This window comes from Acidobacteriota bacterium (genome assembly GCA_039683095.1).
Classification (GTDB): Bacteria; Acidobacteriota; Aminicenantia; order Aminicenantales; family Saccharicenantaceae; genus RBG-16-66-30.
The window spans coordinates 184,584-208,809 of sequence record JBDKSB010000011.1; the positions used below are offsets into that span (position 1 = coordinate 184,584).

A 24,226-nucleotide genomic window follows, 5' to 3' on the forward strand; every position below is an offset into this window, starting at 1 on the left:
TCGTTTTCCAGGCCTATTTTAACCGAAAACCGGCCTTCTCTGCAAAGCCGCGCCTTGACTCAGCTTATATGCAGCCGAACGGGAGCTTGTTGGATCAAACAAAATGTAACCGAGATCCCTGAGATAGAGGACGGTTACCGGAGGACATGGATATGGCCTCGCGGCAACAGTACCTTCGAAGAAGGGTGGACCGGGTCTTCGCGTGACGGAACGGACCAGGTCTTCGCAAAACGGAAGGCTTGCCGTTCTGCGAGGCCTGGTCCGCTCTGGGAGGGCCTGGTCCGCTCTGCGATAAAGAAAGGGGACATGTGCCTGAGGCACATGTCCCCCTGGAGAGCTCAGATGACGGCGGAGGGAGGCGCCGGTTCGTCGGCGGCTCCGGCGTTCTTGAGCGGGATACGGATGAGGTAGAGGGCGATCAGCGCCAGGACGGCCAGGCCGCCGACGTAGAGGTCGACGGCGCCGAAATATTTGCCGCCCTTGAACACCGTCGGGATGTCGACGTGGATTATGTTCTGCAGGAAGAAGAACTTCCAGGCCGCGCGGACCAGGCCCATCAGGCCCTCTCCGGCGATAAGACCGGCCGCGAGCAGGATGCCGACGTTGGTCGTCCGGGCCGTCTGCGCGGCGTTGAAATTCCGCTTGGCCATGGCCTTGTCGACCAGGCCCTTGATCATGCCGCCGACGAAGATGGCGAACGTCGTCTCGAGCGGCAGGTACATGCCGACCGCGACGAGCATGGGCGACTTGACCTGGACCAGGATGAAGGCGAAGCCCATGAGCATGCCGACGATGACGAGGGGCCAGGCCATCTCGCCGCCGACGATGCCCTTGGCCAGCGCGGCCATCAGGCCGGCCTGGGGCGCGGGCAGGTCCTTGCTGCCGAAGGTGAACGCGCCGTTGAGGAGCATCAGCGGGAAGTACATGACCAGGGCGGCGACGAGGATCCCGAAGATGTTGCCGATCTGCATCTTGTAGGGCGTGCCGCCCAGGATGTGCCCGACCTTGAGGTCCTGGAGCATCTCGCCGGCGACGGCCGAAGAGACGCAGACGACGGCGGCGACGCCGAGGACGGCGGCGACGCCCTCCGTCCCGGTGGCCCCGACGAGGACCATCAGCAGGGCGGCGATGATCAGGGTCGACAGGGTCAGCCCCGAGATGGGGTTGTTGGACGAGCCGATCGTCCCGACCAGGTTGCCGGAGACGGCGGCGAAGAAGAATCCGGCTATGGCCATGACCACCGCGGCCAACAGGGCCGAGCCGAACGACTTGGAGAAGGCCTGGTAGACGAAGACCATGAGGACGAAGGCCAGGGCCATGAGGGTCATGACGACCTTCGGGTTCAGGTCCTTCTCGATCCGGGAGACTACCTCGCCCTGGCCAGCGGCCTTCTTGACGTCGCCGATCGAGCGCTTGAGGCCGGCGGCCAGGTTCTTGCGCATCTTGTAGAGGGTGTAGCCGGCGCCGACGAGCATGCCGCCGACGGCGATCGGCCGGATGATGAACTTCCAGACGTTGGTGACCAGGTCGACCCAGCCGATGTCGGCCGCGGCCGCGCCGGGCCCGTAGAACATCGGGATGAGCTGCGGGCCGAGGAAGTACATCAGCAGCGGGGCGAACAGGCCCCAGGCCAGGAGGCCGCCGGCGAAGTTGAGGGCGGCCAGGCGCGGGCCGATGATGTAGCCGACGCCGATGTAGGCGGGGAAGATGCCCGGCCCGGAGACGGCCACGGTCCCGCCGGTGCCGAGCGTCGGCGAGTCCTTGGCGGCGCCCAGGCGGACGAAGCTCGAGCCGATCCTGCCGACCTTGAGGATGAAGTCCTTGCTGGCCGAGAAGATCTGGATGACGCCCAGGGAGTAGATGAGCGCGCCCAGGCCCATGGCCTGGAAGAGGTGCTTCGAGCCCTGGCTGCCCTTCTGGCCGGCCTTGTGGATCTCGGCCGCGGCGACGGACTCGGGGAAGACGAGGTCGGGATCGGTGACCATGACCCGGCGCAGGAAGGTGACGAAGAGGATGCCGAGCAGGCCGCCGACGAACATCAGGAGCGTCGACTTGATGTAGGCGTCGAGGGTGTTGAAATTGGCCCAGGCCCCGGAGATGACGAAGGCCGGGATGGTGAAGATGGCCCCGGCGGCGATCGATTCGCCGATGGAGCCGATCGTCCGGGCGATGTTCTCCTCGAGGATCGATCCCTTCATGATCCGCAGGACGGCCATGCCGATGACGGCGGCCGGGTAGGTGGCCGCGATGGTCATGCCCGCCCGGAGGCCAAGGTAGGCGTTGGCCGCGCCGAGGATGACGGTCAGGACGAGGCCGATCAGGACGGCCCGGAGGGTGAACTCCTTCTGGTCCGTTTTTTCGGGGACATAGGGCTGATAACTCAAGGGCGGACTCCTTTCGGAAGGTGGCGGGCCGCGCGCCGCGCGCGAACCCTGTACCTTCTTAATGGAAAATCGGCCCCAAAGTCAAGCCGGGAAACGCCTTCCGGGGGCCGTATTTGCTTCGGCCGGGGAAATGTGCTACAAAAGGCGGGACGGAGAGAAGCCGAACATGAGCGTTATCAGCTGGTTGAAAGACAGGCTCTTTTGCGACCTGGCCATCGACCTGGGCACGGCCAACACCCTGGTCTTCCTCAAGGGCAAGGGCATCATCGTCCAGGAGCCCTCGATCGTCGTAGTCAACAAGGGCACGGGCAAGGTCGAGGCCGTGGGGTCGCGGGCCAAGGAGATGCTCGGCAAGACCCCGACGAGCGTCGTGGCCATCAAGCCCATGCGCGACGGCGTCATCGCCGACTTCGAGATCGCCGAGAAGATGCTCGACTACTTCATCAAGAAGGCCATGAACAACCGCGGCTTCCTTCTCCGTCCGCGGATCGTCATCGGCATCCCGACCGGCATCACCCAGGTCGAGCGGCGGGCCGTCAAGGACGTGGCCATGCGGGCCAAGGCCTCGGAGGTTTATCTCATCGAGCAGCCCATGTCGGCCGCCATCGGCGCCGACCTGCCGATCTCCGAGCCGACCGGCAACATGATCGTCGACATCGGCGGCGGCACGACCGACATCGCCGTCATCTCCCTCGACGGCATCGTCTTCAACCACAGCATCCGCATCGCCGGCAACGAGATGGACGACGCCATCATCCATTACCTCAAGAAGAAGTACAACCTCCTCATCGGCGAGCGGACGGCCGAGATCGTCAAGATGCAGATCGGGTCGGCCTACCCGCTCGACGAGCCGATGACGATGGAGATCAAGGGCCGCGACCTCCGCGAGGGCATCCCCCGGACCATCGTCGTCGACGACCAGGAGATCCGCGAGGCGATCGAGGAGACCGTGGCCGCGATCGTCAACGCCATCCGCATCGCCCTGGAGCGGACGCCGCCGGAGCTGTCGGCCGACATCATCGACCGGGGCATCATCCTGACCGGCGGCGGCGCCCTGCTCAAGAACCTGGACAAGCGGATCCGCGAGGAGACGCAGCTGCCCGTCTTCATCACCGACGACCCGCTGACGACCGTCGTCCTGGGCGCGGGCAAGATGCTCGACGATCTCGAGCTCCTGAAAAAGATCTCGCTGATCTGAGGGACCAGGCCGCGGCTGTGCGAGAGGTTCCATGCCCCTTGGGGTGAAACGTCGAGGCGCGCTGGTCCTGCTGGGATTGACGGCCTTCCATGTCCTGCTCGTCTCCATCCAGGTGCCTCGGGGGGCCGAGAAATCGTACTTCGAGAGGGGCGTCTTCTTCCTGTTCGCCCCCGTCCAGCAGGCCGCGACCGGCGCGGTCCGCGGCCTCGGCTCGCTCTGGCGGAATTACTTCGACCTGCGCCGGGTCCGGGCCGAGAACAAGGCCCTCAAGCTGAAGAACTTCTTCCTGTCCCAGGACCTCCGCTTCCTCGAGGACCGCCTGAAGCTGGCCGGGTCCGAGGCCCAGGTCCGGGAGAGCCTGGCGGATTTCGAGGGCTCGATCGTCACGGCCCGGGTCATCGGGGTCGACAGCGTCAACCCCCACCAGTCCATCGTCATCAACAAGGGCAGCCTCGACGGCGTCGGCCGCGACATGGCCGTCTGCGACCGGACCGGGGCCCTGGTCGGCCGGACCATCCCGCCGATCGGCTTCAGGGAGGCCATGGTCCAGCTGATCACCGACAAGGACAGCAGCGTCAGCGTCAAGTCGGTCGTCACCGGCCTGACCGGGTCGGTGACGGGGCGGGCCGCCGCCCTCTGCGATCTACGCTATGTCCTGGCCAGCGTCGGCGGCGCGGACGCGAAGGGGGAGGAGGTCCGGACGACGGGCTTCGACAAGATCTACCCGGCCGGCCTCCCCGTCGGGGTCATCCAGTCGGTGGACCCGGACGTGGCTTCGCCGATCTTCCGCCGCATCGTCGTCGCGCCGTACTTCCGCTTCGACACGATCGACATCGTCGCGGTCCTGACCAGGCGCCCGGGAGGCGGGGGATGAGGGAGACCGCGGTCAAGGACATCCTGAGGGCCGTCCTGGCCACGGCCCTGGCCGTGTTCGTCTACTCCGTGGCCGGCGCCGGGGCGCCGGCCCTGCTCGTCGTCTTCAACGCCTTCTCCGTCGTCGTCCTGTACTTCGCCGTCCGCCGCGGCGAGATCTTCGGCGCCGTGCTGGGGACGATGGCCGGCCTGGTCCAGGACGCCTTCTCCCTCGGCGTCTTCGGCGTCGCCGGCCTGACCAAGACCCTGCTCGGCTTCTGGGCCGGATTCATCTCCCGGAGGATCGACGTCGCCTCGTTCGGCCGCAACATCCTGTTCACCTTCGCCCTGTCCTTTCTCGAGATGGCCCTGTGGGTGCTCCTCACGGCCGTCGTCCGGCTGAGATCGGTGAACCTCGAGGGCGGGCTCGTCGCCCTGCAGCCCGTCATCACCGCGGTCCTCGTGAGCGGCCTGCTTGCCCTCGATCGCCGGCAGGCGCGGACCCGGAGCTCCCGAGGCGCCTGATGTCGCAGGATCACATCTACGAGGACCTCTCGCTCGTCGTCCGCCGGTCCCGGACGGTCTTCTGGATCGTGGCCGGCCTGACCTTCTTCGCCCTGTCCTATTACTGGAAGCTCCAGATCCTGGATCACCGGAAATACGAGCAGATGGCCGAGGCCAACCGGAGCCGGATGCGGGTGCTGGCCGCGCCGCGGGGCCTCATCCGCGACCGGAACGGCGATATCCTGGCCGACAACGTGGCCTCGTTCGACATCGCCTTCGTTCGCGAGAACGTCAAGGACGAGGCCGCGGCTTACCCCGGGATCAGCCGCCTGCTGGGGATCGACGAGGCGACCCTGCGGGCCCGCATCGACATGCACCGCGACCTGCCGCTGTGGGAGCCGATCGTCATCGCCGACCGCCTGGGCCCCAACGACGTCGCGCCCGTCGAGAGCCGGCGGCTCGAGTTCCCCGAGCTCGTCGTCGAGGCCGAGCCGCGGCGGACCTACCCCGGCGGGACTCTGGCCGCCCACGTCCTGGGCTACCTCCAGGAGCCCACGGTCGACGAGATCCGGGCCCGCCCGGACCGGAAGTACCGGCCGGGGCAGATGGTCGGCAAGAGCGGCGTCGAGCGGGCATACGACGACGTCCTGAAGGGCCAGGACGGCTCCATCTACGAGATCGTGGACAGCCTCGGCCGGGTGATCGAGGAAGGCGGCCGCGTCTACCCGATCCAGGGGCACGACCTCAGGCTGACCATCGACCGCCGGCTCCAGGCCGAGGCCGAGCGGGCGCTCGAGGGCCGCGAAGGCGTCATCGTCGCCCTCGCGGCCGATACGGGGAACGTCCTGGCCCTGGCCAGCTCCCCGACCTTCGACCCGAACAAGTTCATCACCCGGTTCACCCCGCAGGAGTGGCTGGCGCTCCAGAGCGACCCGCTCTCGCCGCTGGAGAACCGGTCGATCCGCGGCCTCTATGCGCCGGGATCGATCTTCAAGCTGGTCATGGGCCTGGGCGGGCTCGGCCTCGGCTTCGTCACCCCGGACACGACGGTCTACTGCTCGGGCTCGGCCGAGATCTACGGGACGGTGCGCCACTGCTGGTTCGCGCCCGGGCACGGCTCCATGGATCTGGCCGACGCGATCAAGAATTCGTGCAACATCTACTTCTATTCGCTCGGCCGGCGCATGAGCATCGACCAGATCGCCCAGGCCGCCGGCCGCCTCGGCCTTGGCCGCCGGACGGGCCTGGACCTGCCCGGCGAAAAGGATGGCCTCGTCCCGAGCAGCGACTGGAAGAAGAAGGCCCTCAACGCACCCTGGTATCCCGGGGAGACCATCTCCGTGGCCATCGGCCAGGGCCAGCTCCAGGTGACGCCGATGCAGGTCGCCGCCATGACGGCCCGGATCGCCGGCCGGGGCAGGCCGGTCCGGCCCCGGCTCGTCGAAACCGGCCCGCCCGGGCCCGCCGAGGGGGAGCCCGCGCCGCCCGGGCCCGGCGATCCGCCGGCGTTCTCCCCGGCGACCTACGAGGCCGTCATCGCCGGCATGTGGAAGTCGGTCAACGACGGCGGCACGGGCCAGGGGGCCCGCGTCGCCGATTTCGACGTCTGCGGCAAGACGGGCTCGACCCAGACAATGAGCCGCGAGAACGCCGAGCGGCTGGCCCGGGCCGGCCACCCAGTCAAGACCCATTCCTGGTTCTCCGGCTTCGCTCCCCGGGTCAACCCGAAGATCGTGGTGACCGTCCTGGTCGAGTTCGGCGGCGGCGGCGGGGCGACGGCCGCTCCGGTAGCTGGCCGGATCTTCGACGTCTTCAAGCATGAGGCGGCCGGGCAATGATCATGATCGACCGGCGGCTCGTCCGCGAAATCGACTGGGTGCTCCTGGCGCTCGTCCTCGCCCAGTCGCTCATCGGCGCCGCCTTCATCTACAGCTCGTCCCATTTCCTGCCGGGCGCCTACTCCGTGCGCCAGCTCATCTGGATCGGCATCTCGCTCCTGGCCCTCTTCCTCGTCCTGGCCGTCGACTACAAGTTCTTCGTCGCGCTCTCCGGCTATTTCTACGGGCTCGTCATCCTGCTCCTGGCCGCGATGCTGGTGTTCGCCCGGCTGGTGGCCGGCACCCGGAGCTGGCTGACCTTCGGGCTGATGCAGCTCCAGCCCTCGGAGCTGGCCAAGATCGTCATGATCCTTGTCTTCGCCCGGATCTTCGCCGAATACAAGAGCCCGTATCTGACGACGCACCACACCCTCGGGGCGCTCCTCGTCGCCGGCGTGCCCCTCCTGCTCATCGTCGCCCAGCCCGACCTGGGCACGGCCATGACCTTCCTGGCCATCATCGGCGGATCGTTCATCCTGGCCGGGCTGAAGCGCAAGACGATCATCCTGCTGGTCGTCGCCGCCCTGGCCCTGGGCATCGGCGGCTGGAACCTCGGCCTCAAGGACTACCAGAAGAAGCGGGTCACGACCCTGATCAACCCGGCCGGCGACCCGCGCGGCTCGGGCTACCAGGTCAACCAGTCGAAGATCGCCATCGGCTCCGGCGGCCTGGCCGGCAAGGGCTTCACCCGGGGCACGCAGAGCCGGCTCCGGTTCCTGCCGGCCCGGCACACGGACTTCATCTTCTCCGTCATCGGCGAGGAGACGGGCTTCATCGGCGTCCTGGCCGTCATGGCCCTCTATTTCGCCATGCTGGCCCGGATGTTCCTGGCCGTGCCCAAGGCCCGCGACCGGGCCGGGGTCTACATCGTCTTCACGGCCTCGCTCCTCATCGCCTTCCAATTCCTGGTCAACGTCCTCATGATCGTCGGGCTCTTCCCGGTCGTCGGGATCACCCTGCCGTTCCTGAGCTACGGCGGATCGTCGCTCCTGACGAGCTATGTCGCCGTCGGGCTGGTCCTGAACGTCCGGATGAGGCGGTTCGCCAATGTCTGACCGGGCCCCCCTGGGGGGCGTCCTGGCCCGGGTCGAGAAGCCGGGCCGCTATGTCGGCGGCGAATGGAACGAGATCCGCAAGAACCCGGCCCGGGTCCGGACCAAGATCGTCCTGGCCTTCCCCGACGTCTACGAGATCGGCATGTCCTATCTCGGCCAGAAGATCCTGTACGCCCGGCTCAACAAGGACCGGGACGTCCTGGCCGAGCGGGTCTTCGCGCCGTGGCCGGACCTCGAGCGGGAGCTGCGGGGGGCCGGGCTGCCTCTGGCCAGCCTGGAGAACGGCCTTCCCCTGCGCGACTTCGACATCGTCGGCTTCTCGCTGCTCTACGAGCTCAACTATTCCAACGTCCTGACCATCCTCGACCTCGGCGGCATCCCCCTGACCGCCGCGGAGAGGGGAGAGGGCGACCCGCTGGTCATCGCCGGCGGGCCGGCCGCCTTCAATCCCGAGCCGGTCGCGGACCTCTTCGACCTCATCTTCATCGGCGACGGCGAAGAGGGCTTCCCCGAGATCGTCGGGGCCGCCGCGGACATGAAGCGGCGGAACCTGCCGCGCCGGGAGCGCCTGCGCGAGCTGGCCCGGATCGCGGGCGCCTACGTCCCATCCCTCTACCGGGCCGAGGCGGCTGAGGGTTCTCGGCTGGCCGTGCCCCGGCCCGGGGCCGGCGCCCCGGCGGCGGTCCGCAAGCGCCTGGCCCGGGATTTCGCCCGGTCGCCGTTCCCGGAGAAGATCGTGGTGCCCGGCCTGCGGGTCGTCTTCGACCGGGTGGCCATCGAGGCGGCCCGGGGCTGCCCGCAGAGCTGCCGCTTCTGCCAGGCTTCGACGCTCTACTTCCCGCACCGTCCCAAGGACCCGGGCGTCATCTGCCGGACGGCGCTCGCCAGCCTGCGCCAGACGGGCTACGAGGACCTGTCCCTGTCCGCCCTTTCGGTCGGCGACCATCCCCAGCTCGAGGCGGTGGTCGGGGCGCTCATGGACGACCTGGCCCGGGAGAAGATCTCGCTCTCGCTGTCGTCCCTCCGGCCGGGGCGGCTGTCGCGCGAGCTGGTGGCGAATATCCTCAAGGTCCGCAAGACCGGCTTCACCCTGGTCCCCGAGGCCGGCACCGAGCGCCTGCGGGCCGTCATCAACAAGAAGCTCGACGCCGCCGAGATCCGCGACGCCCTGACCTTCGCCTTCGAAGGCGGCTGGCAGCTGGTCAAGCTCTACTTCATGGTCGGGCTGCCGACCGAGACCGACGAGGACGTGGCCGGGATCGTCGACCTGGTCCGCGACGTCCTCGACCTCGGCCGGTCCATCCTGGGATCGACGCCGCGCGTCCACGTCAGCGTGTCCTCGTTCATCCCCAAGCCGCACACGCCTTTCCAGTGGCTGGGCATGGAGGACGAGGCCCGGCTCGCGGCCAAGCAGGATCTCGTGCGGCGGGAGCTCCGCCGCTTCCGCACGGTCGAGGTCAAGACCCATCCCCTGAACACGTCCGTCCTCGAGGCCGTCTTCTCCCGGGGCGACCGCCGGCTCGGCCCGGTCCTCGTCGACGCCTGGCGGCGCGGCGCGCGCTTCGACGGCTGGGACGACAAGCTCGATCTTCGGGCCTGGCAGGACGCCTTCGCCGCGGCCGGGATCGATCCCCGGGACTACCTCCTGCCGCTGCCCCGGGAAGCCGTCCTGCCCTGGGACCATATCGACACGAGGATCAGGAAGAGCCGGCTGGCCGCCGAGCTCGAGGCCGCGCTCCGGGCCGAGCGCACGCCCGATTGCCTGGAGCGTTCCTGCGGCGAGTGCCGCGGCTGCGACGAGCGGGCCTGGAAGGCGCCCTCGCGGCCGGCCCGGATCAGGCCCGTGCCGCCGGCCGCAGGGCCGGCGGGGGAACCGGCGGGGACGACCCTCCGCTACCGGGCCTTCTATGCGAAGCGCGGCAAGGCCCGCTTCCTGTCCCATATCGACCTCATCCACATCATCCAGAGGAGCTTCCGGCGGGCCGGGCTGGAGGTCCGCAAGACCCAGGGCTTCCACCCGAAGATGGACTTCTCCTACGGGCCGGCCCTGCCGCTCGGCATGGAAGCCCTGAAAGAGGTCCTGGAGTTCCGGACGGAGCGCCGCCTCGACCCCGCGGATTTCCTGGCCAGGATCAACCGCAGCGTTCCGCCGGGCCTACGCTTCTCGGGGCTGGAAGAGGTCGCGGCCGGAGCCCCGTCTCTCCACAAGGCGACGGAGCGGCTGGTCTATTCGCTCGACCGGGCCGGCGAAGGCCTGGGCCCGCGCCGGAGCGCCCGGGAGATAAGGCAGGCGTTGAGCCGGCTGGCGGGAGCCCCCGGCGGGGCGCCCGCCCCGGAGGTCCGGTTCGCGGGACGCCGGATCGTCTTCACCCTGCCTCCCGACCCGGGCAAGGGGGGCCGGATCCAGGACATCGTCGCCGGGATCTTCGGCGCCGCCGAGCCCGCCTTCCTGATCCGGCGGGACGAGATCGCCCTGAAAAATTGACACATCCCTCCGAATCCGATACGATTCGGCATGAATTTCCCAGGGGAGAATCAACCGTGATCGATTTCGAACTGACGGAAGACCAGATCGCCCTCAGGGACATGGCCCACGAGTTCGCCGCATCCGAGATGCGGCCGAAGGCGGCCCGCTATGACCAGGGCCACGACTTTCCCGAGGACGTCATGCGCAAGGCCTTCGAGGTCGGCTTCCTGACCTGCACCGTGCCGGCCGAGTACGGCGGCGTCGGCCTGGGCGACCTCGACACGGCCATCGTCAGCGAGGAGCTGGCCTGGGGCTGCGCCGGGATGTACACGACGATGATGGCCAATTCGCTGGCCTTCACGCCGCTGCTGCTCTTCGGCACGGACGAGCAGAAGAAGCGGCTGTTCGCGCCGTTCCTAAAGGGCATGGCCTTCGCTTCGTACTGCCTGACGGAGCGGGAAGCGGGCTCGGATACCTCGGCCGTCAAGACTACGGCCCGCAAGGACGGCGGCGTTTTCGTCATAAACGGCTCCAAGTGCTTCATCACCAACGGCGGCGTGGCCAGCCTCTACATGGTTTTCGCCAACTCGGCCCCGGAGAAGGGGCCCCGCGGCCTGAGCGTCTTCGCCGTGCCCCGCGACACGCCGGGGATCACCGTCGGCAAGGTCGAGGACAAGTTCGGCCACCGGGCCTCGAACACCACGGAGCTGTTCTTCGAGGACGTGCGCGTCCCGGCCGCCAACCTCATCGGCCGGGAAGGCCTCGGCTTCATAGCCGCCATGCGGACCTTCGATAAGACCCGGTCGGCCGTCGGGGCGGCCGGCGTGGGCATCGCCCGCGCGGCGCTCGAGCACGCGGTCGAGTACGCGAAAACACGGGTCCAGTTCGGCAAGCCCATCGCCACGTTTCAGACCACGGCCTTCAAGCTGGCCCAGATGGCCATGGACGTCGAGGCGGCCCGGCTGGCCGTCTGGCGGGCGGCCTGGCTGATGGACAAGGGCAAGCCCAACGGGAAGGAATCGGCCATGGCCAAGTGCCTGGGCTCGGACGCGGCCATGCGCAACGCCCTGGAGGCCCTGCAGATCTTCGGCGGCTACGGCTACATGAAGGATTATCCGGTCGAGAAGCTCGTCCGGGACGCCAAGCTGCTCCAGATCTACGAGGGAACCAACGAGATCCAGCGGCTGGTCATCTCCCGGGAAGTCATCGGGCCGATCCGCAGCCGCTGAAGACCGCGTGTTGGGCAGTCCCCTCTCTCCGGCTTAGCTCAGGGTATTGCCTCTGGCTCCCCGGCCGGCGGGGAGCGGACTCTTGGGAGCGGACCTCAGAATCACGGCTGAGCACTCGAGGCCGGGATTCCGATAAATATCTTAGGCAAGCGCTTTCTTCAGAAATTCCCCGGCCCCGCCCCTTCGAGCCGCTCCGGTGCGGCGCTGATGGTCGCTTCGGAGACTCCGCTCCCTGCCGGTCCCCCCTCCAAGGACGGGGATCTTCGAAGCAATACCCATCGCAGCCGCGAGAGGGATGCCAGCAAGCGGGATAAAGAGCCGTGGATGCAGGCTGCTCAGAGACCGAGGATCTTGACGAGGTCCGCTTCGACGGACTTATTGGGGGCCTCGACGATCCGGCCGGCCTCCCGGCCGTCGACGAGGACGACGAACGTCGGCAGCTTCTCGATCTTCCGCTCCCGGACATACGGCGCACGCTTGTCCCCGGCTTCGGGCACGCCGACATAGACGGCCTGTAGCAGGGGCGTATCGGCCAGGTCGAGCACTTTGAAGAAGGCGCTGACGTGGTCCTTGCTGTCCGGGCACCAGCTCCCGAAATAGACCTCGACCCGGACCTCGCGGGCCAGGCCGCGAAGCTTGTCGAGGGCTTCGGGATCGGGCTGATAGGCGGCGACGACGTCCTGCCAGGCGGGGCAACGCTCGAGGATGGCCTCCCGGCCGGCGGGGCCGACGATCTCCTGGCCGAAAACGGAAGAGGGGAGCGGGACGCTCCCCAGGATGATCACGGCGATTAGGACTATGAACGGCTTGCTCACGGCAGCGCCGCGGGGAGTCGGCCCCCCTTAGTTCTCGATGTATTCGGGGATCAGGGCGATGGTCTCGATCCCGGCGCCGCGGGCGATGTCGATGACTTCCATGACCTTGGCGAAGGGCAGCTTGGCCAGGGCGCGGATGAACACGGTCTTGTCCTGGCGCGTGCTGTAGAGGCGCCGGAGCTCTTCGAGCAAGCCGCGGAGCTCGTACTTGATCTGGTTGATCTCGACGACATCCTTGTCCTGCAGGGTCACGACGATGAGGCCGGTCGGCTGGCCGCCGCCGCTCGAGGAATCGGAGGTCTCGGGCAGCTTGACATCGATGCCTTTCTGAACGAGGGGCGTGATGACCATGAAGATGATGAGAAGAACGAGAAGGACGTCGCACAGGGGAACGACGTTAGGCTCGGCTTTTGCCATAATGGCCTCCTTGATACAACTCTCAGCCCATTATTCTAGGATAACCGCCGGGTCTTGTCAACGGTATTTCCCGGGCGGATCATTTCAATGTGTCGACCGCCTTGCGGTTGTTGCTGGTGTGGAAAACGAGCAGGGTCTTGCCCTCCCCGGAGGACGAGCCGTAAGCGTAGCGGATGTCGACGACGGCGTTGCCCAGGAGAGCCCCGATCTCGGCGCCGGCGCCGATCCGGTCGGTGACCAGGACCGTGACGACCTTCTTCGATTTGACCTTGTAGCCGAGGGTCCGCAGGGACGTTTCCGCCTTCTTGGCGTCCGAGGTGACCAGGTGGAAATGGCCCGCTTCGCCCTCGGAGTAGACGTAGAAGGCCTTGACGTTGACCCCCGCGTTGGCCAGCGTCCCCAGCACGCGCCCGAAAATGCCGGGCTCGTCCGGGGCAGTGACCGTCAGTTCTGTTTCCTCGCTCAGTTGTGTCACGGCGGTTCTCCTGTGATTGAGGGGCATTATACCAGATTCGGCCCGGACGCGACAAATCGGGCTTGCGTTTTTCGCCGTCCCCGGTACAATGATCCTTCTCCTGTCTCCGGGATTGCCTCTCGCGGCGGCGATGGGCGTTGCCTCGAAGATCCCCGTTGCTGGAGCGGGGGGGACCCGCGAAGCGGGGGGGAACCGTGCGAACTGGTTCCCAGGGGAGCCGGGGAGCTAGAGGTAATGCCCTGAGCAAAGCCGAAGAGAGGGATCCTCCCGGAATCGGGAGAAGAACCTGCATAATGCGGGGGCGGGCGTCCGCCAGGCGGCGCCTGGGGAGGAGGACGGGACATGACCCGAAAAACCGGCGTGTCGGTGGCCATCGTTGATAACTCCATCGATCCCGCGGTCTACCGGCCTGTCGAGCACTGGAGCCGGAATCTGGACGCGCCCTGGGAGGCCTTCACGGCCCGCGAGGGGCGTCTGCCGGAGCCGGGAGCCTTCAGCCACATGATCCTGACGGGCTCGGAGGCTTCCATCGTCGAACGCGATCCCTGGGCCGAGGCGGAGGCGGCGATGGTCCGCGAAGCCGTCTCCCTCGGGACCGCGGTCCTCGGCAGCTGCTGGGGCCACCAGCTCCTGGCCTTCGCCCTGGCGGGGGAGGCCTGCGTCCGCAGGGCCGCGAGGCCGGAGATCGGCTGGATCGCCATCAGGCTGGACAGGACGAGCGACCTGCTCGGCCCCGCCGGGACTGCCCCCTTCACGTTCTCGAGCCATTTCGACGAGGCCTGCGACCTGCCGCCGGGCTTCGACATCCTGGCCTCGACCGACAGCTGCGCCGTCGAGGCCTTCCACGTCCAGGGCCGGCCCGTCTGGGGGCTGCAATGCCACCCGGAGATCGACATTCCCGAGGGGCTTCGCTTCTTCCGCGACCTCGCCGCCCGGGGTTTCAAGGGGCGCGAAGCGCTCCTGACGGCCCTGTCCGAGACGCCGCGCGACTCCGGCCTCATCCGCAGGATCGTCCCGGCCTTTCTCTCCTCGGGCGGTCCCGGCGCGGGAAAGTGTTGATTCGGCTTGACAATTGGGCCGGGCTTAAATATAAATCTAGTGATCGGATTCGTTTCCCTACATAAGCTTCAGAGGAGGATACTGATGATGAAGCGCCCTCAATCTACCCTGATCGTTGTCGTGCTGGCGCTGGCCGTCCTCACGACGATGTCCTTCGCCCAGACCACCAAGCTCAAAAGGATCGGGCTGTACACGTTCTGCACCGTCAAGGGGCAGGAGCCGACGCCGGCGACTATGAAGGGCCTCTTTGACGCCCACGCCGCCGAGATCAAGACCGGCTTCGAGCTGGCCGGCAACCCCGAGCTCTATGAGCCCTTCATGGAGCAGATGAAGACCGCCGAATGGGTCGACACGACCATGCCCGTCGGCGATGTCCTTCCCTGGATGCTCTTCAAGTCCCACGGCCAGGTCAAGGTGGCCAGGAACGTCGAGTGGGCGGGCAAGGCCCCCGCTCCGGTGTTCCTCGTCCCGATCACCAAGGATTGGAAGCAGTACGAGTTCGTCATCCCCAAGGGCTGCGGCAACATCGCCCTCAGCAGCAAGGTGACCGACCTCATCCAACCGGCCGTCTGCAGCCTGTCCGTCACCCCGGCCCGGGCCAACGCCAACGACCCGATCACCGTGGACATGAGCGGCTCGCAGAACGCCAGAGCCATGACCGTCGAGGTCACGGATGCCCAGGGCAACAAGCTGGCCACCCAGGAGCTGACCTCCCAGTCGCCCAAGTGGCAGACCAAGTTCGACAAGCCCGGCGAATACACCTTCAAGGGCACGGCCGTCGGCATGGACAACAAGGCCGCCGACTGCGCCGCCGCGGTCAAGGTGGCGGTCAACTTCCCGCCCATCTGCAAGCTCTGGACCTCGTGCATGCCCTGCGAGGACTATGTCGGCCGGCCGATCACCTTCGACGCCTCCGGTTCGAGCGACCCGGACGGCCAGATCGTCAAGGTCGTCTTCGAGCTCCTGGACGCCAAGGGGAACGTCATCGACACGTGCGTGACGACCCGGAAGCCCTGGACCTGGGAAAAGGTCTTCACCAAGGCCGGGTCCTACACGATCAACACGACCGTCTTTGACAACGACGGCGCCCAGTCCCCGGCCTCCGATCCCTGCCGGCTGACCTTCGAGGTCACCCAGAAGAAGCTCTTCTGGAACGTCGGCGTGGGCCTCGGGCTCTATGCCGGCGGCAAGTACGCGAACGGCGAGACCGCTCTCGGCACGACGCAGGCCCTTTACGGCTTCCTGCGGGCCGGCCTGTTCGCCTGGCTCACGCCCGACAAGTGGAGCCTGACCGTGACCGGCGGCGGGGCCATGCCGTTCAAGGGAGACCCCTGGAAGTTCGTCTTCACGGGCGACGCCCTCGTCAACGGCCACTTCAAGAGCTTCTTCCTGGGCACCGGCCTCGGCGTCAGCTCGCCGACCCAGGCAAAGGACGAGAACCACAAGTTCGGCCTTGACATCCCCATCCAGGCGGGCTTCAAGGTCTTCGACAACTGGAAGGACTTCGGCCAGCTGTTCTTCGAATTCCGCATGCCCATCGGCCGGTCCTTCGACCACAACTGGAAATCCGGCGCCGGCTTCCGCTTCCTGTTCTGAGCCGCGCCGCGAACGCGCCTTCAACGGGCCGGGGAGCGCACGCTCCCCGGCTTTTTTTTGAGAAGAGGGGACCAGGTCTTCGCAAAACGGCAGGCCTGCCGTTTTGCGAGGACCTCGTCCCGGCGAAAAGCTGGCCCGGAGCAGGGAGGGAGGCGCGTGAATATCCGCCGACTATGATAGAGCTAAGAGGGGAGCGAAAGCGGGTTTAGTCGGAGAGCTTGCCGAGCTTGGCCAGCTCGTCGTTGTAATACTTGCGGTAGAGGATCTCCCATTCCCGGGAGCCCTCCTCGATGGGCTTTTTCTGGGCCTGGATCTTGTCGATGGCTTTCTTGTCGATCGCCTCGTAGAGGCGCATTTCCTCTTCGACCGACTTGACGATGACCAGGCGGACCTCGTTCGGGTCGTCCAGGAAATCGACCTGGTCGTCCTTCTCGAGGACGTTGAGGATCTGGCGCGAGAGGTAGTTGATCTTTTCCCGGGACAGGCGGTTGCTCACAGGACGATCCCCTTTTCGCGGGCCAGCTTCTTCTTGACCTCTTTGAACATCGCCTGGTACTCGATGTTCTCCTTGCGGATCTTCTCCATGTGCTTGCTCAGGAGCTCGCGGACCTCCTGGTCGAGGCGGTCCTCCTTCTGGAATTCCTCGACGAGCACGTTGGTGACCTCCTCGAGCAGGCGGCCCTTGTCCTCGACGATGATCTTGCCTTCCTTGGCCAGATTACGGAGGATGATCGAGGCCAGGTGTTCGATCTGGTTCTTGTTGAGCCGCATAACCCGGGTACTTTACACCGTTTGCGGCAAAAATTCAATGATCCGCGGCAACGTCGTCATAATTAGGCCGGCCCCGGATCTCCAGGCTCAGGACAGGACCAGGAAGGGATGGAGGAACGCGCCGCCGGGGACCGGGCGGGCCAGGGCGAGGAGGCGGCCGTCGCGCGCGATCAGGCGGGCCAGGCCGGCCGCCGTCACGGCGGCGAGATCGGGCAGGGGAGCGGCCAGGTCGGAGGGCCCGAGCGGCCGGCCGTTCCGGACGAAGGCCTCCGCCTCCGGACGGACGGCGACGGCCGGAACGTCCGGCAGGAGCCGTTCGAGGGGGATGAGCAGCCGCTCCGCCTCGCCCCGCGCGCCGGCGTCCTCAAAAGCGTCCAGGGCGACGGCCTGGCCCAGGCCGTAAGGGCCGACGCGGGTCCGGCGCAGCGCCGCCAGGTGGGCGCCGCAGCCGAGGCGCTCGCCCAGGTCATGGGCCAGGGAACGGACATAGGTCCCGGCCGAGCATTCGGTCTCGAAATCGAGGTCGGGCGGCCGGTAGCCCGTCATATCGAAGCGGACGACCGTGACCGGGACCGGCGCCAGGGTGAATTCCCGGCCGGCCCGGGCCAGCTTGTAGACCGGCTGCCCGTTGAGCTTCTTCGCCGAGAAGCGCGGCGGGGTCTGGAGGATCTCGCCGACGAACCCGGCCATGGCCGCGGCGACCTCGTCCCGGCCGGGCAGGGCGGACGCCTCCGGCGAGGCCGGGCGGCCGGAAGCGTCATAGGTGTCCGTGGCGAAGCCCAGGCGGATGCGGCCCTCGTAGACCTTGCGCTCCCTGGAAAGGAAGGGGAAGAACCTGGTCGCCTGGCCGGAGGCGACGAGCAGGACCCCGGTCGCGTCCGGATCGAGCGTGCCGCCGTGGCCGGCGCGCCGCGTGCCCAGGACCCGGCGCACGCGCCGGACGACGTCATGGGAGGTCGGGCCGGCAGGCTTGTCGATGACGAGAAGCCCGTCGCGCGCCACGGCTCCGCCCCGCCCTCAGCGGGCCGGCTCCGAGGACGGCCGGCCGGGATCGCCGTCGAGCAGGGCCTCGACGGTCGCCGGCACCTCGCGGACGAGGCGCTCGTAGGGGCCGTAGACGGTGAAGCCGGAGGCGTGGACGTGGCCGCCGCCGCCGAAGTGCTCGGCCACCTTGGCCGCGTTGGCCGTGCCCCGCGAGCGGAGGCTGATCCGGAAGGTCTCCGGGCCCATCTCCTTGAAGAACATGACCATCTCGACGCCCTTGATCGACCGGGCCAGCGTGGTGATGTCCTCGGTGTCGACGTCCCTGAGGTTGAGGCTCTCGGTGTCGCGCTTGAACATGCTGATGACGGCGATCGTGCCCCGGGAGTTCATGGTCAGCGTCGAAAGGACGCGGCCCAGCAGCTGGATCTTTTCGGGAGGATTGTTGAAATAGAGCTTCTCGGCGACCCGGTTGGGGCAGGCGCCCAGCCTGGCCAGCTCGGTCGCGGCGGCCAGGGCCCGGGCCGTGGTGTTGGAGAACTGGAACGAGCCCGTGTCGGAGGCGATGGCGCAGTAGAGGTTCTCGGCGATCTCCGGCGTCGGCCGGACGCCCAGGGCCGCGCTCAGGTCGAAGACCATCTCCCCGACGGCCGGAGCCTCGGGGTCGATCCAGTTGATGTCGGCGTAGGGCGTGTTCGAGTAGTGATGGTCGATGTTGACCTTGAAGGCGCCGCCGAGGGCCTCCTGGCCGGAGCGGGAGACGTCGGCGCACTCGAGCAGGATGACCGTGTCGAAATCGGCCCCCCTGATCTGCCCGATGCGGATGCCGGCCAGGTCGGGGAAGCCGGAGAAGGGGAACGGCGTGGGGTCGCGGTTTATGACGACCGCCTCGCGGCCCAGGGCGCCGGCCATCAGGGCCAGGGCCCGGGCGGTGCAAAGGGAATCGCCGTCGGGCCGGAGATGGGAAGTGACGGCGATGCGGCGCGACGCCCCTATGCGGCGGGCGATGAGTTCGCGCGGGTCAGCGGCCATGCTTCCTGGTCTCCTCGATCAGCTGGTCGATCCGGTCCTGGTGGTCCAGTCCCGGATCGAGGGCGAAAAATAGCTCGGGATTATACTTCAACTTGACCCGGGAGGCAAGGGCCCGGCGCAGGGCGCCCTTGTGGCGCTCGATCCGCTCGAGCCGGGCGGCGGGATCGCCGCCGAACACGGACAGGAAGACGCGGGCCGTCATCAGGTCGGGCGTCATCTCGACCCGGGTGACGGTCAGGAGACCCGCCCCGGGCTCCTGGAACTCGGCCAGGAGCAGGCGGCTGAGCTCGCTGCGGATGAGCTCGGCCACGCGGCGCGTCCGGAAGCCCTTCTCAGGCATAGCGGATCTCGTGGCCGGCGATCTCGGCCTCCTCGAGGTTCCTGGCGTCGGCCAGGACGCGGCCGAGGATCTCCTCGACGACGGCGGCGTGGTTGTTGAGGGTGACGACGCCCAGCCGGGCCCGCTGCCAGAGGTCCTGGAAATCGATCTCGGCCAGGGCGACGTTGTGGCGGCGCAGGCGGTCCTTGAAGCCGTGGAGGATGCGCCGCTTGTCCTTCAGGGACCGGGCGTAGGGGAAAAAGAGATCGAGCGTCAGCACGCCGACGACCATCGCCAACCTCCGGCCCCGCTAGACGGGCTGGACTTTTTCGCGGATGAAGGCCTCGATCGTGTCCCCCGGCTGGAAGCCGTTGAACCCGCCGACGCCGATGCCGCACTCGTAGTCCTTCTTGACCTCGGTGACGTTCTCTTTGAGGTGCTTGAGCGAGGTGATCCGCCCCTGGTGGAGGACCTCCCGGCCGCGCAGGACGCGGGCTTCGGCGTTGCGCGGGATCCGGCCGTCCTGGATGTAGCAGCCGGCGATCGCGCCGACCTTGGGGATCTGGAAGACCTTACGGACCTCGGCCCGGCCGAGGTAGGTTTCCTTGATGACCGGCTCGAGCAGGCCGATGACGGCCTTCTTGATGTCGTCCGTGAGCTGGTAGATGATCTTGTAGGTCCGGATCTCGACCTCTTCCTTCTTGGCCAGGTCCTCGATCTTCGGGGCCGGCTTGACGTTGTAGCCGACGATGATGGCCTTGGACGCGGAAGCGAGGAGGACGTCGGCCTCGGTGATGTTGCCCGTGCCGCCGCTGATGATCCTGATCTTGACCTTTTCGGTGCTCAGGGGCGGGATGACGTCCGAGAGGACCTCGAGCGATCCCTGGACGTCGGCCTTGAGGACGAGGTTGAGCTCCTTGGCCTGCCCGCCCTCGATCTTCTTGAACAGCTCGTCGAGGGTCACGCCGGCGTCGCGGGCCGTTTCCGGCTTCCTGGCCTGGAGCTTGCGGAACTCGACGACGTGCTTGGCCGCTTCCGGATCTTCCATGACCTGGAACGGGTCGCCGGAGACGGGGACGTCGGCGAAGCCCATGATCTCGACGGGTATGGACGGCCCGGCGCTCTTGAGGACCTTGCCGTGCTCGTCGAACATGGCCCGGACCTTGCCCATGGTCAGGCCCGAGACGAAGGCCTGGCCCTGTTCGAGCGTGCCCTGCTGGATGATGACGGTGGCCAGCGGCCCCTTCTGGCTGTCCAGCCGGGCCTCGAGGACGACGCCCTGGGCCGGGACCTTGGGATTGGCCTTGAGCTCGAGCATGTCGCTCAGGAGCAGGATCATTTCGAGCAGGTCGCCGATGTTCTTGTTCTCCCTGGCCGAGATCTCGACGCAGATCGTCTTGCCGCCCCAGTCCTCGACCAGGAGGTTCTCTTTCGAGAGCTGCTGCTTGACGCGGTCGACGTTGGCCTCGGGCTTGTCGATCTTGTTGATGGCCACGATGATCGGAACGTTGGCCGCCCGGGCATGGTCGATGGCCTCCTTGGTCTGGGGCATCACCCCGTCGTCGGCCGCGACGACCAGGACGACTATGTCCGTGGCCTTGGCGCCCCGGGCCCGTATGCGGGTGAAGGCCTCGTGGCCCGGCGTATCGATGAAGGTGATGGTCCGGTTCTTGACGGCGACGCGGTAGGCGCCGATGTGCTGGGTGATGCCGCCCGATTCCTTGTCGACGAGGTGGGACGAGCGGATGGCGTCGAGCAGGGTCGTCTTGCCGTGGTCGACGTGGCCCATGATGGTGACGACCGGAGAGCGCGGGGCGAGCTGCGACGTCTTGGCCTCGGCCATCTGGCGCATGGCCTGGTCGAGGCTGACGAGCTCCGCGTCGAAATGGGTCGCCCTGGTGACCGCCGCGGCCGCGTCGGCGTCGACGAAGTCGCTGAGGCCGGCGTTGAAGCCCTTGGCGGCCAGCTTTTCGAGCAGGTCTTTCGGCCGGATCTTCATGGCCTCGGCGGCGTCCTTGATCTGCCAACCCTCGCGGAACGCGATCTTCTGCCGGGGCTTCGGCGGCGCCGGCGGAGGCACGGGTTTGGCGGGGACGCGGGGCACGGGGGGCCTCGGGGCGGGCGCCGCCGGTCCGGCGGGCTTGTGAGGGGCCGGGTGCGGCGCTCCCGGCCTGGCCGGAGCGACCGGCCTGGGCGCGGGGGCCTGGGCGGGCCTGGCGGCTGGCGCGTGGGGCAGGGGGGGCTTCGGAGTTGGCGCCGGGGCCGCGGGTTCGTGTTTCGCGGGCGCGGGCGCGGGCGGCTTGGGCGCCGCTGACGGAGCGGGCGCGGGCTTGGCGGCGGGGGCCTGGGGCGCCGGGGCCGCGGGCTTAGCCGCCGGGACGTGGGCCTTGGGCGCCTCCGGCGCGGGAGCGGCGGGCTTCGCGGGCGCGGCCGGCTTGGCAGGGACGGCGGGCTTGGCCTCGGGCTCCTCGCCGGGCTTGACAGCCCTCTTCAGCGGCGGGGCCGCCTTGACGACGGGCACGGGCTTGCCGGGCGCGGCCGGCTTGGTCCCCGGCTGGACTCCCGGCTTCTGGACGGCGGGCTTGGCCGCGGGCTCCTCGCCGGGCTTGACGGCCCTCTTCAGCGGGGGGGCCGCACGAACGACCAGAGGGACCTTCGGTTCCTCCGGTTTGAGGGGTTTCTTGACGAGTGGTTTCTTGAACGGTTCAGTCATGGGCGTCTTCTTGTTTGATGGAGATTTTCCAGCCGACCAGCCGGGAAGCCAGCTTGACGTTGATGCCCTTCTTGCCGATGGCCAGCGAAAGCTGGTCCTGGGGCACGACGGCCAGGACGGCCTTCTCGCTGCGGCTGGCGACCTGGAGCCGGTCGACCTTGGCCGGGCTGAGGGCGGCCTTGGCGTAGCTAACCAGGTCGGGCGACCAGGGGATGATGTCGACCTTCTCGCCCTGCAGCTCCTTGGAGATGGCCAGGATGCGGTTCCCCTTGACGCCGATGCAGGCGCCGACGGGATCGATGTCGCGCTCACGGCTGACCACGGCGACCTTGGCCCGTTCGCCGGGCTGGCGGACGATGTCCTTTATCTCGATCGTGCCGTTGGCGATCTCGGGTATCTCGGTCTCGAGCAGCCGGGCCAGGAAGCGGGGCGCGGACCGGGAGACGAGGATCTGCGGCCCCTGGTAGCCCTTGAGCACCTGGGTGATGACCGCCTTGATCAGGTCGCCGCGGCGCATCTCCTCGCCGGGCAGCTTCTCGCGCAAGGGGAGGGCGACCTCGGTCTTGTTGACCTCGAGGATGACGAAGCCCTCCTCGATCCGCCGGACGACGCCGGTGACGATCTCGCCGATCCGGGGGGCGAACTCGCTGATTATCTTCTCCTGCTCCGCGTCGCGGACCTTCTGGAAGATGACCTGCTTGGCCGCCTGGGCGGCGATCCGCCCCAGGGTGTCGGAGGGCAGGTCGACCTCGACCGTCTCGCCCTCCTGGACGTCGGGGCGGATGGCCCGGGCCTCGGCCAGGGAGATTTCCTCGGCCGGGTTCTTGGGGCGCTCGGCGGCCCGCTTGACGGCATAGACGCGCAGCTCGCCCTTCTCGGGCTTGAACAGGACCTGGACGGTCTCTTTCTGGGAGAAGAACTTGGCGGACGCGACCTTAAGGGATTCCTCGATCGCCTGGATGATGACGCGAGGCTCGACCCCCCGCTCTTTGCTGAGCTGCATGATCGTGTTCCAGACGTTGACTTTCATCCGCTTTTCTCGATTCCCGGGTCAGGGGGTTCAAGGACGAGTGATTATATCGGAATTCACCCCGGGATGCAACGCGGCCGGCCCGCCGATCCTATCGGATCTCTGCGCCGTGGAGGGAATAGGGGCCGGAGCCGGTGATCCGGACCGGGACGAAGCGGCCGGAGGGGTCCGCCGGCGCGTCGAAGTTGACGACCAGGTTCCCCGCGGTCCGGCCGGAGAACCGGCCGCCGCCCTTGGGGCTGGGCCCGGCGCCGAGGACCCGGAGCTCGCGGCCGACGAAGGACCGCAGGATGCCGGCCTGGATCGACCGCTGGAGGGCCTGGAGGGCGACGAGGCGCCGCCGCTTGACCTCGAGAGGGACGTCGTCGGGGACGGCCGCGGCCGCGGTCAGCGGACGGGGAGAGTAGCGGAAGGAGAAGACGCCGGCGCAGCCGACCTCGCGCAGGAGGCCGCACGTGGCCTCGAAATCCTCCTCCGTCTCGCCGGGGAAGCCGACGATGATGTCGGTCATGAGGAGGATGTCCGGGACGGCCCTCCTCAGCCGCCCGACGAGGGCGAGGTAGTCCTCGCGGGCGTAGCCCCGGTTCATCCTGTCGAGCACGCGGGACGAGCCGGACTGGACCGGCAGGTGCAGCGCCGGGCAGACCTTCGGGTTCGCCGCCATGGCCCGGATGATGTCGTCCCCGAAGTTCTTCGGGTGGGAGGTGATGAAGCGGATCCACTCGACGCCCGGCACGGCCGCGACGGCCCCGAGGAGCCCGGCGAAGCCGAGGCCGGAGCCCGGGTCCCGATAGGAGTTGACGTTCTGGCCGAGCAGCTGGATCTCGGGCCGGCCCGCCGCCGCGGCGGAGCGGACCTCGGCCAGGACGTTCGCCAGCGGCCGGAACTTCTCGCGGCCGCGCGAAAAGGGCACGATGCAGTAGGCGCAGAAGTTGTCGCAGCCCTCCATGACCGGGATGAAGGCGCTCCCCGGGGACTCGCGGGCCGTGGCCTCCGCCCCGACCTCGCGCCAGTCCCGGCCGAAGTCCGTCCGGATCACCGGGGCCTCCGCCGCCCGGGCGACGATCTCCGGCAGGTCGAGGTAGTTGTCGGGCCCGACGACGAAATCGACGGCCGGGATCCTTTCGACGAGGCCGGCGCCGCGCACCTGGGCGATGCAGCCCGCGACGCCGAGCAGGAAGGGCCGCTTCTTCCGGAGACCGGCCAGGCGGCCAAGGTAGGAATAGAGCTTTTCTTCCGATTTCTGGCGGACGGCGCAGGTGTTGACGATGACGATGTCGGCGTCCTCCGGGGCGCCGGCCCGGGCCGCGCCCGCGGCGGCCAGGACGCCGGCGATGTGCTCCGAGTCGTTCTCGTTCATCTGGCAGCCGAAGGTCCGGACGAAGACCTTCAGGCCGGAGAGGCGGGCGCTCATGGGAGGGACATTATACACGAAGCCGCCGGGGGGGCGGG

The 24,226-nt window shown here is 67.9% G+C and carries 22 protein-coding genes; 9 read left to right on the forward strand and 13 right to left on the reverse strand.

Translation table 11 applies throughout. The features are described 5' to 3' along the window. Positions 1 to 338: 338 nt before the first annotated feature. Positions 339 to 2,384 (reverse strand): oligopeptide transporter, OPT family, encoded by a 2,046-nt coding sequence (locus ABFD52_07565; GenBank protein ID MEN6560615.1) that lies wholly within the window; start codon positions 2,382 to 2,384, stop codon positions 339 to 341. Between the two features lie 166 nt (positions 2,385 to 2,550). Here ABFD52_07565 and ABFD52_07570 point away from each other — a divergent pair, with 166 nt between their 5' ends. From ABFD52_07570 to ABFD52_07600, 7 genes are read left to right on the forward strand one after another with little or no spacing between them, the layout of a single operon-like run. Further along, positions 2,551 to 3,582, forward strand: a complete 1,032-nt coding sequence (locus tag ABFD52_07570) for a rod shape-determining protein (protein MEN6560616.1) — start codon at positions 2,551 to 2,553, stop codon at positions 3,580 to 3,582. A gap of 43 nt (positions 3,583 to 3,625) precedes the next feature. Further along, the gene (gene mreC, locus ABFD52_07575; protein ID MEN6560617.1) at positions 3,626 to 4,456 is read left to right on the forward strand and encodes a rod shape-determining protein MreC; all 831 of its coding nucleotides are present in this window, start codon (positions 3,626 to 3,628) and stop codon (positions 4,454 to 4,456) included. After that, positions 4,453 to 4,959 (forward strand): rod shape-determining protein MreD, encoded by a 507-nt coding sequence (gene mreD, locus ABFD52_07580; protein ID MEN6560618.1) that lies wholly within the window; start codon positions 4,453 to 4,455, stop codon positions 4,957 to 4,959. Before mreC ends, mreD begins: the two co-directional genes overlap by 4 nt. Continuing rightward, entirely contained in the window at positions 4,959 to 6,776 is a 1,818-nt protein-coding gene (gene mrdA / locus ABFD52_07585) for a penicillin-binding protein 2 (GenBank protein MEN6560619.1), read from the forward strand. Before mreD ends, mrdA begins: the two co-directional genes overlap by 1 nt. Further along, complete coding sequence (gene rodA, locus ABFD52_07590) at positions 6,773 to 7,870, forward strand: rod shape-determining protein RodA (GenBank protein ID MEN6560620.1); 1,098 nt, start codon at positions 6,773 to 6,775, stop codon at positions 7,868 to 7,870. The genes mrdA and rodA overlap by 4 nt, the downstream gene beginning before the upstream one ends. Further along, positions 7,863 to 10,355, forward strand: coding sequence for a TIGR03960 family B12-binding radical SAM protein (locus ABFD52_07595; protein MEN6560621.1), 2,493 nt, complete (start codon positions 7,863 to 7,865; stop codon positions 10,353 to 10,355). The genes rodA and ABFD52_07595 overlap by 8 nt, the downstream gene beginning before the upstream one ends. A 56-nt stretch (positions 10,356 to 10,411) precedes the next feature. Next, a complete protein-coding gene (locus ABFD52_07600; GenBank protein MEN6560622.1) occupies positions 10,412 to 11,566 on the forward strand; it encodes an acyl-CoA dehydrogenase family protein in 1,155 nt (384 codons plus the stop codon). Positions 11,567 to 11,901: 335 nt separating this feature from the next. Here ABFD52_07600 and ABFD52_07605 read toward each other — a convergent pair whose 3' ends face one another. From ABFD52_07605 to ABFD52_07615, 3 genes are all read right to left on the reverse strand, one after another. Next, positions 11,902 to 12,381: a hypothetical protein gene (locus ABFD52_07605; GenBank protein ID MEN6560623.1), complete on the reverse strand. Its 480-nt coding sequence runs from the start codon at positions 12,379 to 12,381 to the stop codon at positions 11,902 to 11,904. 27 nt (positions 12,382 to 12,408) lie between these two features. Continuing rightward, the gene (locus ABFD52_07610; GenBank protein MEN6560624.1) at positions 12,409 to 12,798 is read right to left on the reverse strand and encodes a biopolymer transporter ExbD; all 390 of its coding nucleotides are present in this window, start codon (positions 12,796 to 12,798) and stop codon (positions 12,409 to 12,411) included. Positions 12,799 to 12,877: 79 nt separating this feature from the next. Beyond that, the gene (locus tag ABFD52_07615) at positions 12,878 to 13,273 is read right to left on the reverse strand and encodes an ACT domain-containing protein (GenBank protein MEN6560625.1); all 396 of its coding nucleotides are present in this window, start codon (positions 13,271 to 13,273) and stop codon (positions 12,878 to 12,880) included. Positions 13,274 to 13,615: 342 nt separating this feature from the next. Between ABFD52_07615 and ABFD52_07620 the strand changes: the two genes are divergently transcribed. Together ABFD52_07620 and ABFD52_07625 are read left to right on the forward strand one after the other, a co-directional pair. Then, positions 13,616 to 14,332: a gamma-glutamyl-gamma-aminobutyrate hydrolase family protein gene (locus ABFD52_07620; protein ID MEN6560626.1), complete on the forward strand. Its 717-nt coding sequence runs from the start codon at positions 13,616 to 13,618 to the stop codon at positions 14,330 to 14,332. A gap of 84 nt (positions 14,333 to 14,416) precedes the next feature. Beyond that, the gene (locus ABFD52_07625) at positions 14,417 to 15,928 is read left to right on the forward strand and encodes a PKD domain-containing protein (protein MEN6560627.1); all 1,512 of its coding nucleotides are present in this window, start codon (positions 14,417 to 14,419) and stop codon (positions 15,926 to 15,928) included. A 205-nt stretch (positions 15,929 to 16,133) separates the two neighbouring features. Here ABFD52_07625 and ABFD52_07630 read toward each other — a convergent pair whose 3' ends face one another. The 9 genes from ABFD52_07630 to miaB form a co-directional block, all read right to left on the reverse strand. Continuing rightward, positions 16,134 to 16,424, reverse strand: a complete 291-nt coding sequence (locus ABFD52_07630; protein ID MEN6560628.1) for a DUF507 family protein — start codon at positions 16,422 to 16,424, stop codon at positions 16,134 to 16,136. Next, on the reverse strand, positions 16,421 to 16,699 hold the full coding sequence (locus ABFD52_07635; GenBank protein ID MEN6560629.1) for a DUF507 family protein: 279 nt from the start codon (positions 16,697 to 16,699) through the stop codon (positions 16,421 to 16,423). The genes ABFD52_07630 and ABFD52_07635 overlap by 4 nt, the downstream gene beginning before the upstream one ends. A gap of 87 nt (positions 16,700 to 16,786) precedes the next feature. Beyond that, positions 16,787 to 17,701, reverse strand: coding sequence for a tRNA pseudouridine(55) synthase TruB (gene truB / locus ABFD52_07640; GenBank protein ID MEN6560630.1), 915 nt, complete (start codon positions 17,699 to 17,701; stop codon positions 16,787 to 16,789). Positions 17,702 to 17,716: 15 nt separating this feature from the next. Then, complete coding sequence (locus ABFD52_07645) at positions 17,717 to 18,712, reverse strand: bifunctional oligoribonuclease/PAP phosphatase NrnA (protein MEN6560631.1); 996 nt, start codon at positions 18,710 to 18,712, stop codon at positions 17,717 to 17,719. Beyond that, positions 18,702 to 19,052, reverse strand: coding sequence for a 30S ribosome-binding factor RbfA (gene rbfA / locus ABFD52_07650; GenBank protein MEN6560632.1), 351 nt, complete (start codon positions 19,050 to 19,052; stop codon positions 18,702 to 18,704). Before rbfA ends, ABFD52_07645 begins: the two co-directional genes overlap by 11 nt. Continuing rightward, the gene (locus tag ABFD52_07655; protein MEN6560633.1) at positions 19,045 to 19,323 is read right to left on the reverse strand and encodes a DUF503 domain-containing protein; all 279 of its coding nucleotides are present in this window, start codon (positions 19,321 to 19,323) and stop codon (positions 19,045 to 19,047) included. Before ABFD52_07655 ends, rbfA begins: the two co-directional genes overlap by 8 nt. Positions 19,324 to 19,341: 18 nt before the next feature. After that, complete coding sequence (gene infB, locus ABFD52_07660) at positions 19,342 to 21,744, reverse strand: translation initiation factor IF-2 (protein MEN6560634.1); 2,403 nt, start codon at positions 21,742 to 21,744, stop codon at positions 19,342 to 19,344. After that, positions 21,737 to 22,774, reverse strand: coding sequence for a transcription termination factor NusA (nusA, locus tag ABFD52_07665; protein ID MEN6560635.1), 1,038 nt, complete (start codon positions 22,772 to 22,774; stop codon positions 21,737 to 21,739). The genes infB and nusA overlap by 8 nt, the downstream gene beginning before the upstream one ends. A 91-nt stretch (positions 22,775 to 22,865) precedes the next feature. After that, complete coding sequence (gene miaB / locus ABFD52_07670) at positions 22,866 to 24,188, reverse strand: tRNA (N6-isopentenyl adenosine(37)-C2)-methylthiotransferase MiaB (protein ID MEN6560636.1); 1,323 nt, start codon at positions 24,186 to 24,188, stop codon at positions 22,866 to 22,868. Positions 24,189 to 24,226 lie beyond the last annotated feature (38 nt).

What these genes read in the sequence shown, in the direction of transcription:
- ABFD52_07595 (MEN6560621.1), top strand. Translation starts at nt 7,863, where the DNA reads ATGTCTGACCGGGCCCCCCTGGGGGGCGTCCTGGCCCGGGTCGAGAAG.
- miaB (MEN6560636.1), bottom strand. Translation starts at nt 24,188, where the DNA reads ATGAGCGCCCGCCTCTCCGGCCTGAAGGTCTTCGTCCGGACCTTCGGC.
- infB (MEN6560634.1), bottom strand. Translation starts at nt 21,744, where the DNA reads ATGACTGAACCGTTCAAGAAACCACTCGTCAAGAAACCCCTCAAACCG.
- ABFD52_07625 (MEN6560627.1), top strand. Translation starts at nt 14,417, where the DNA reads ATGATGAAGCGCCCTCAATCTACCCTGATCGTTGTCGTGCTGGCGCTG.
- rbfA (MEN6560632.1), bottom strand. Translation starts at nt 19,052, where the DNA reads ATGCCTGAGAAGGGCTTCCGGACGCGCCGCGTGGCCGAGCTCATCCGC.
- ABFD52_07655 (MEN6560633.1), bottom strand. Translation starts at nt 19,323, where the DNA reads ATGGTCGTCGGCGTGCTGACGCTCGATCTCTTTTTCCCCTACGCCCGG.
- ABFD52_07645 (MEN6560631.1), bottom strand. Translation starts at nt 18,712, where the DNA reads ATGGCCGCTGACCCGCGCGAACTCATCGCCCGCCGCATAGGGGCGTCG.
- rodA (MEN6560620.1), top strand. Translation starts at nt 6,773, where the DNA reads ATGATCATGATCGACCGGCGGCTCGTCCGCGAAATCGACTGGGTGCTC.
- mrdA (MEN6560619.1), top strand. Translation starts at nt 4,959, where the DNA reads ATGTCGCAGGATCACATCTACGAGGACCTCTCGCTCGTCGTCCGCCGG.
- nusA (MEN6560635.1), bottom strand. Translation starts at nt 22,774, where the DNA reads ATGAAAGTCAACGTCTGGAACACGATCATGCAGCTCAGCAAAGAGCGG.
- ABFD52_07610 (MEN6560624.1), bottom strand. Translation starts at nt 12,798, where the DNA reads ATGGCAAAAGCCGAGCCTAACGTCGTTCCCCTGTGCGACGTCCTTCTC.
- ABFD52_07570 (MEN6560616.1), top strand. Translation starts at nt 2,551, where the DNA reads ATGAGCGTTATCAGCTGGTTGAAAGACAGGCTCTTTTGCGACCTGGCC.
- mreD (MEN6560618.1), top strand. Translation starts at nt 4,453, where the DNA reads ATGAGGGAGACCGCGGTCAAGGACATCCTGAGGGCCGTCCTGGCCACG.
- ABFD52_07635 (MEN6560629.1), bottom strand. Translation starts at nt 16,699, where the DNA reads ATGCGGCTCAACAAGAACCAGATCGAACACCTGGCCTCGATCATCCTC.
- ABFD52_07620 (MEN6560626.1), top strand. Translation starts at nt 13,616, where the DNA reads ATGACCCGAAAAACCGGCGTGTCGGTGGCCATCGTTGATAACTCCATC.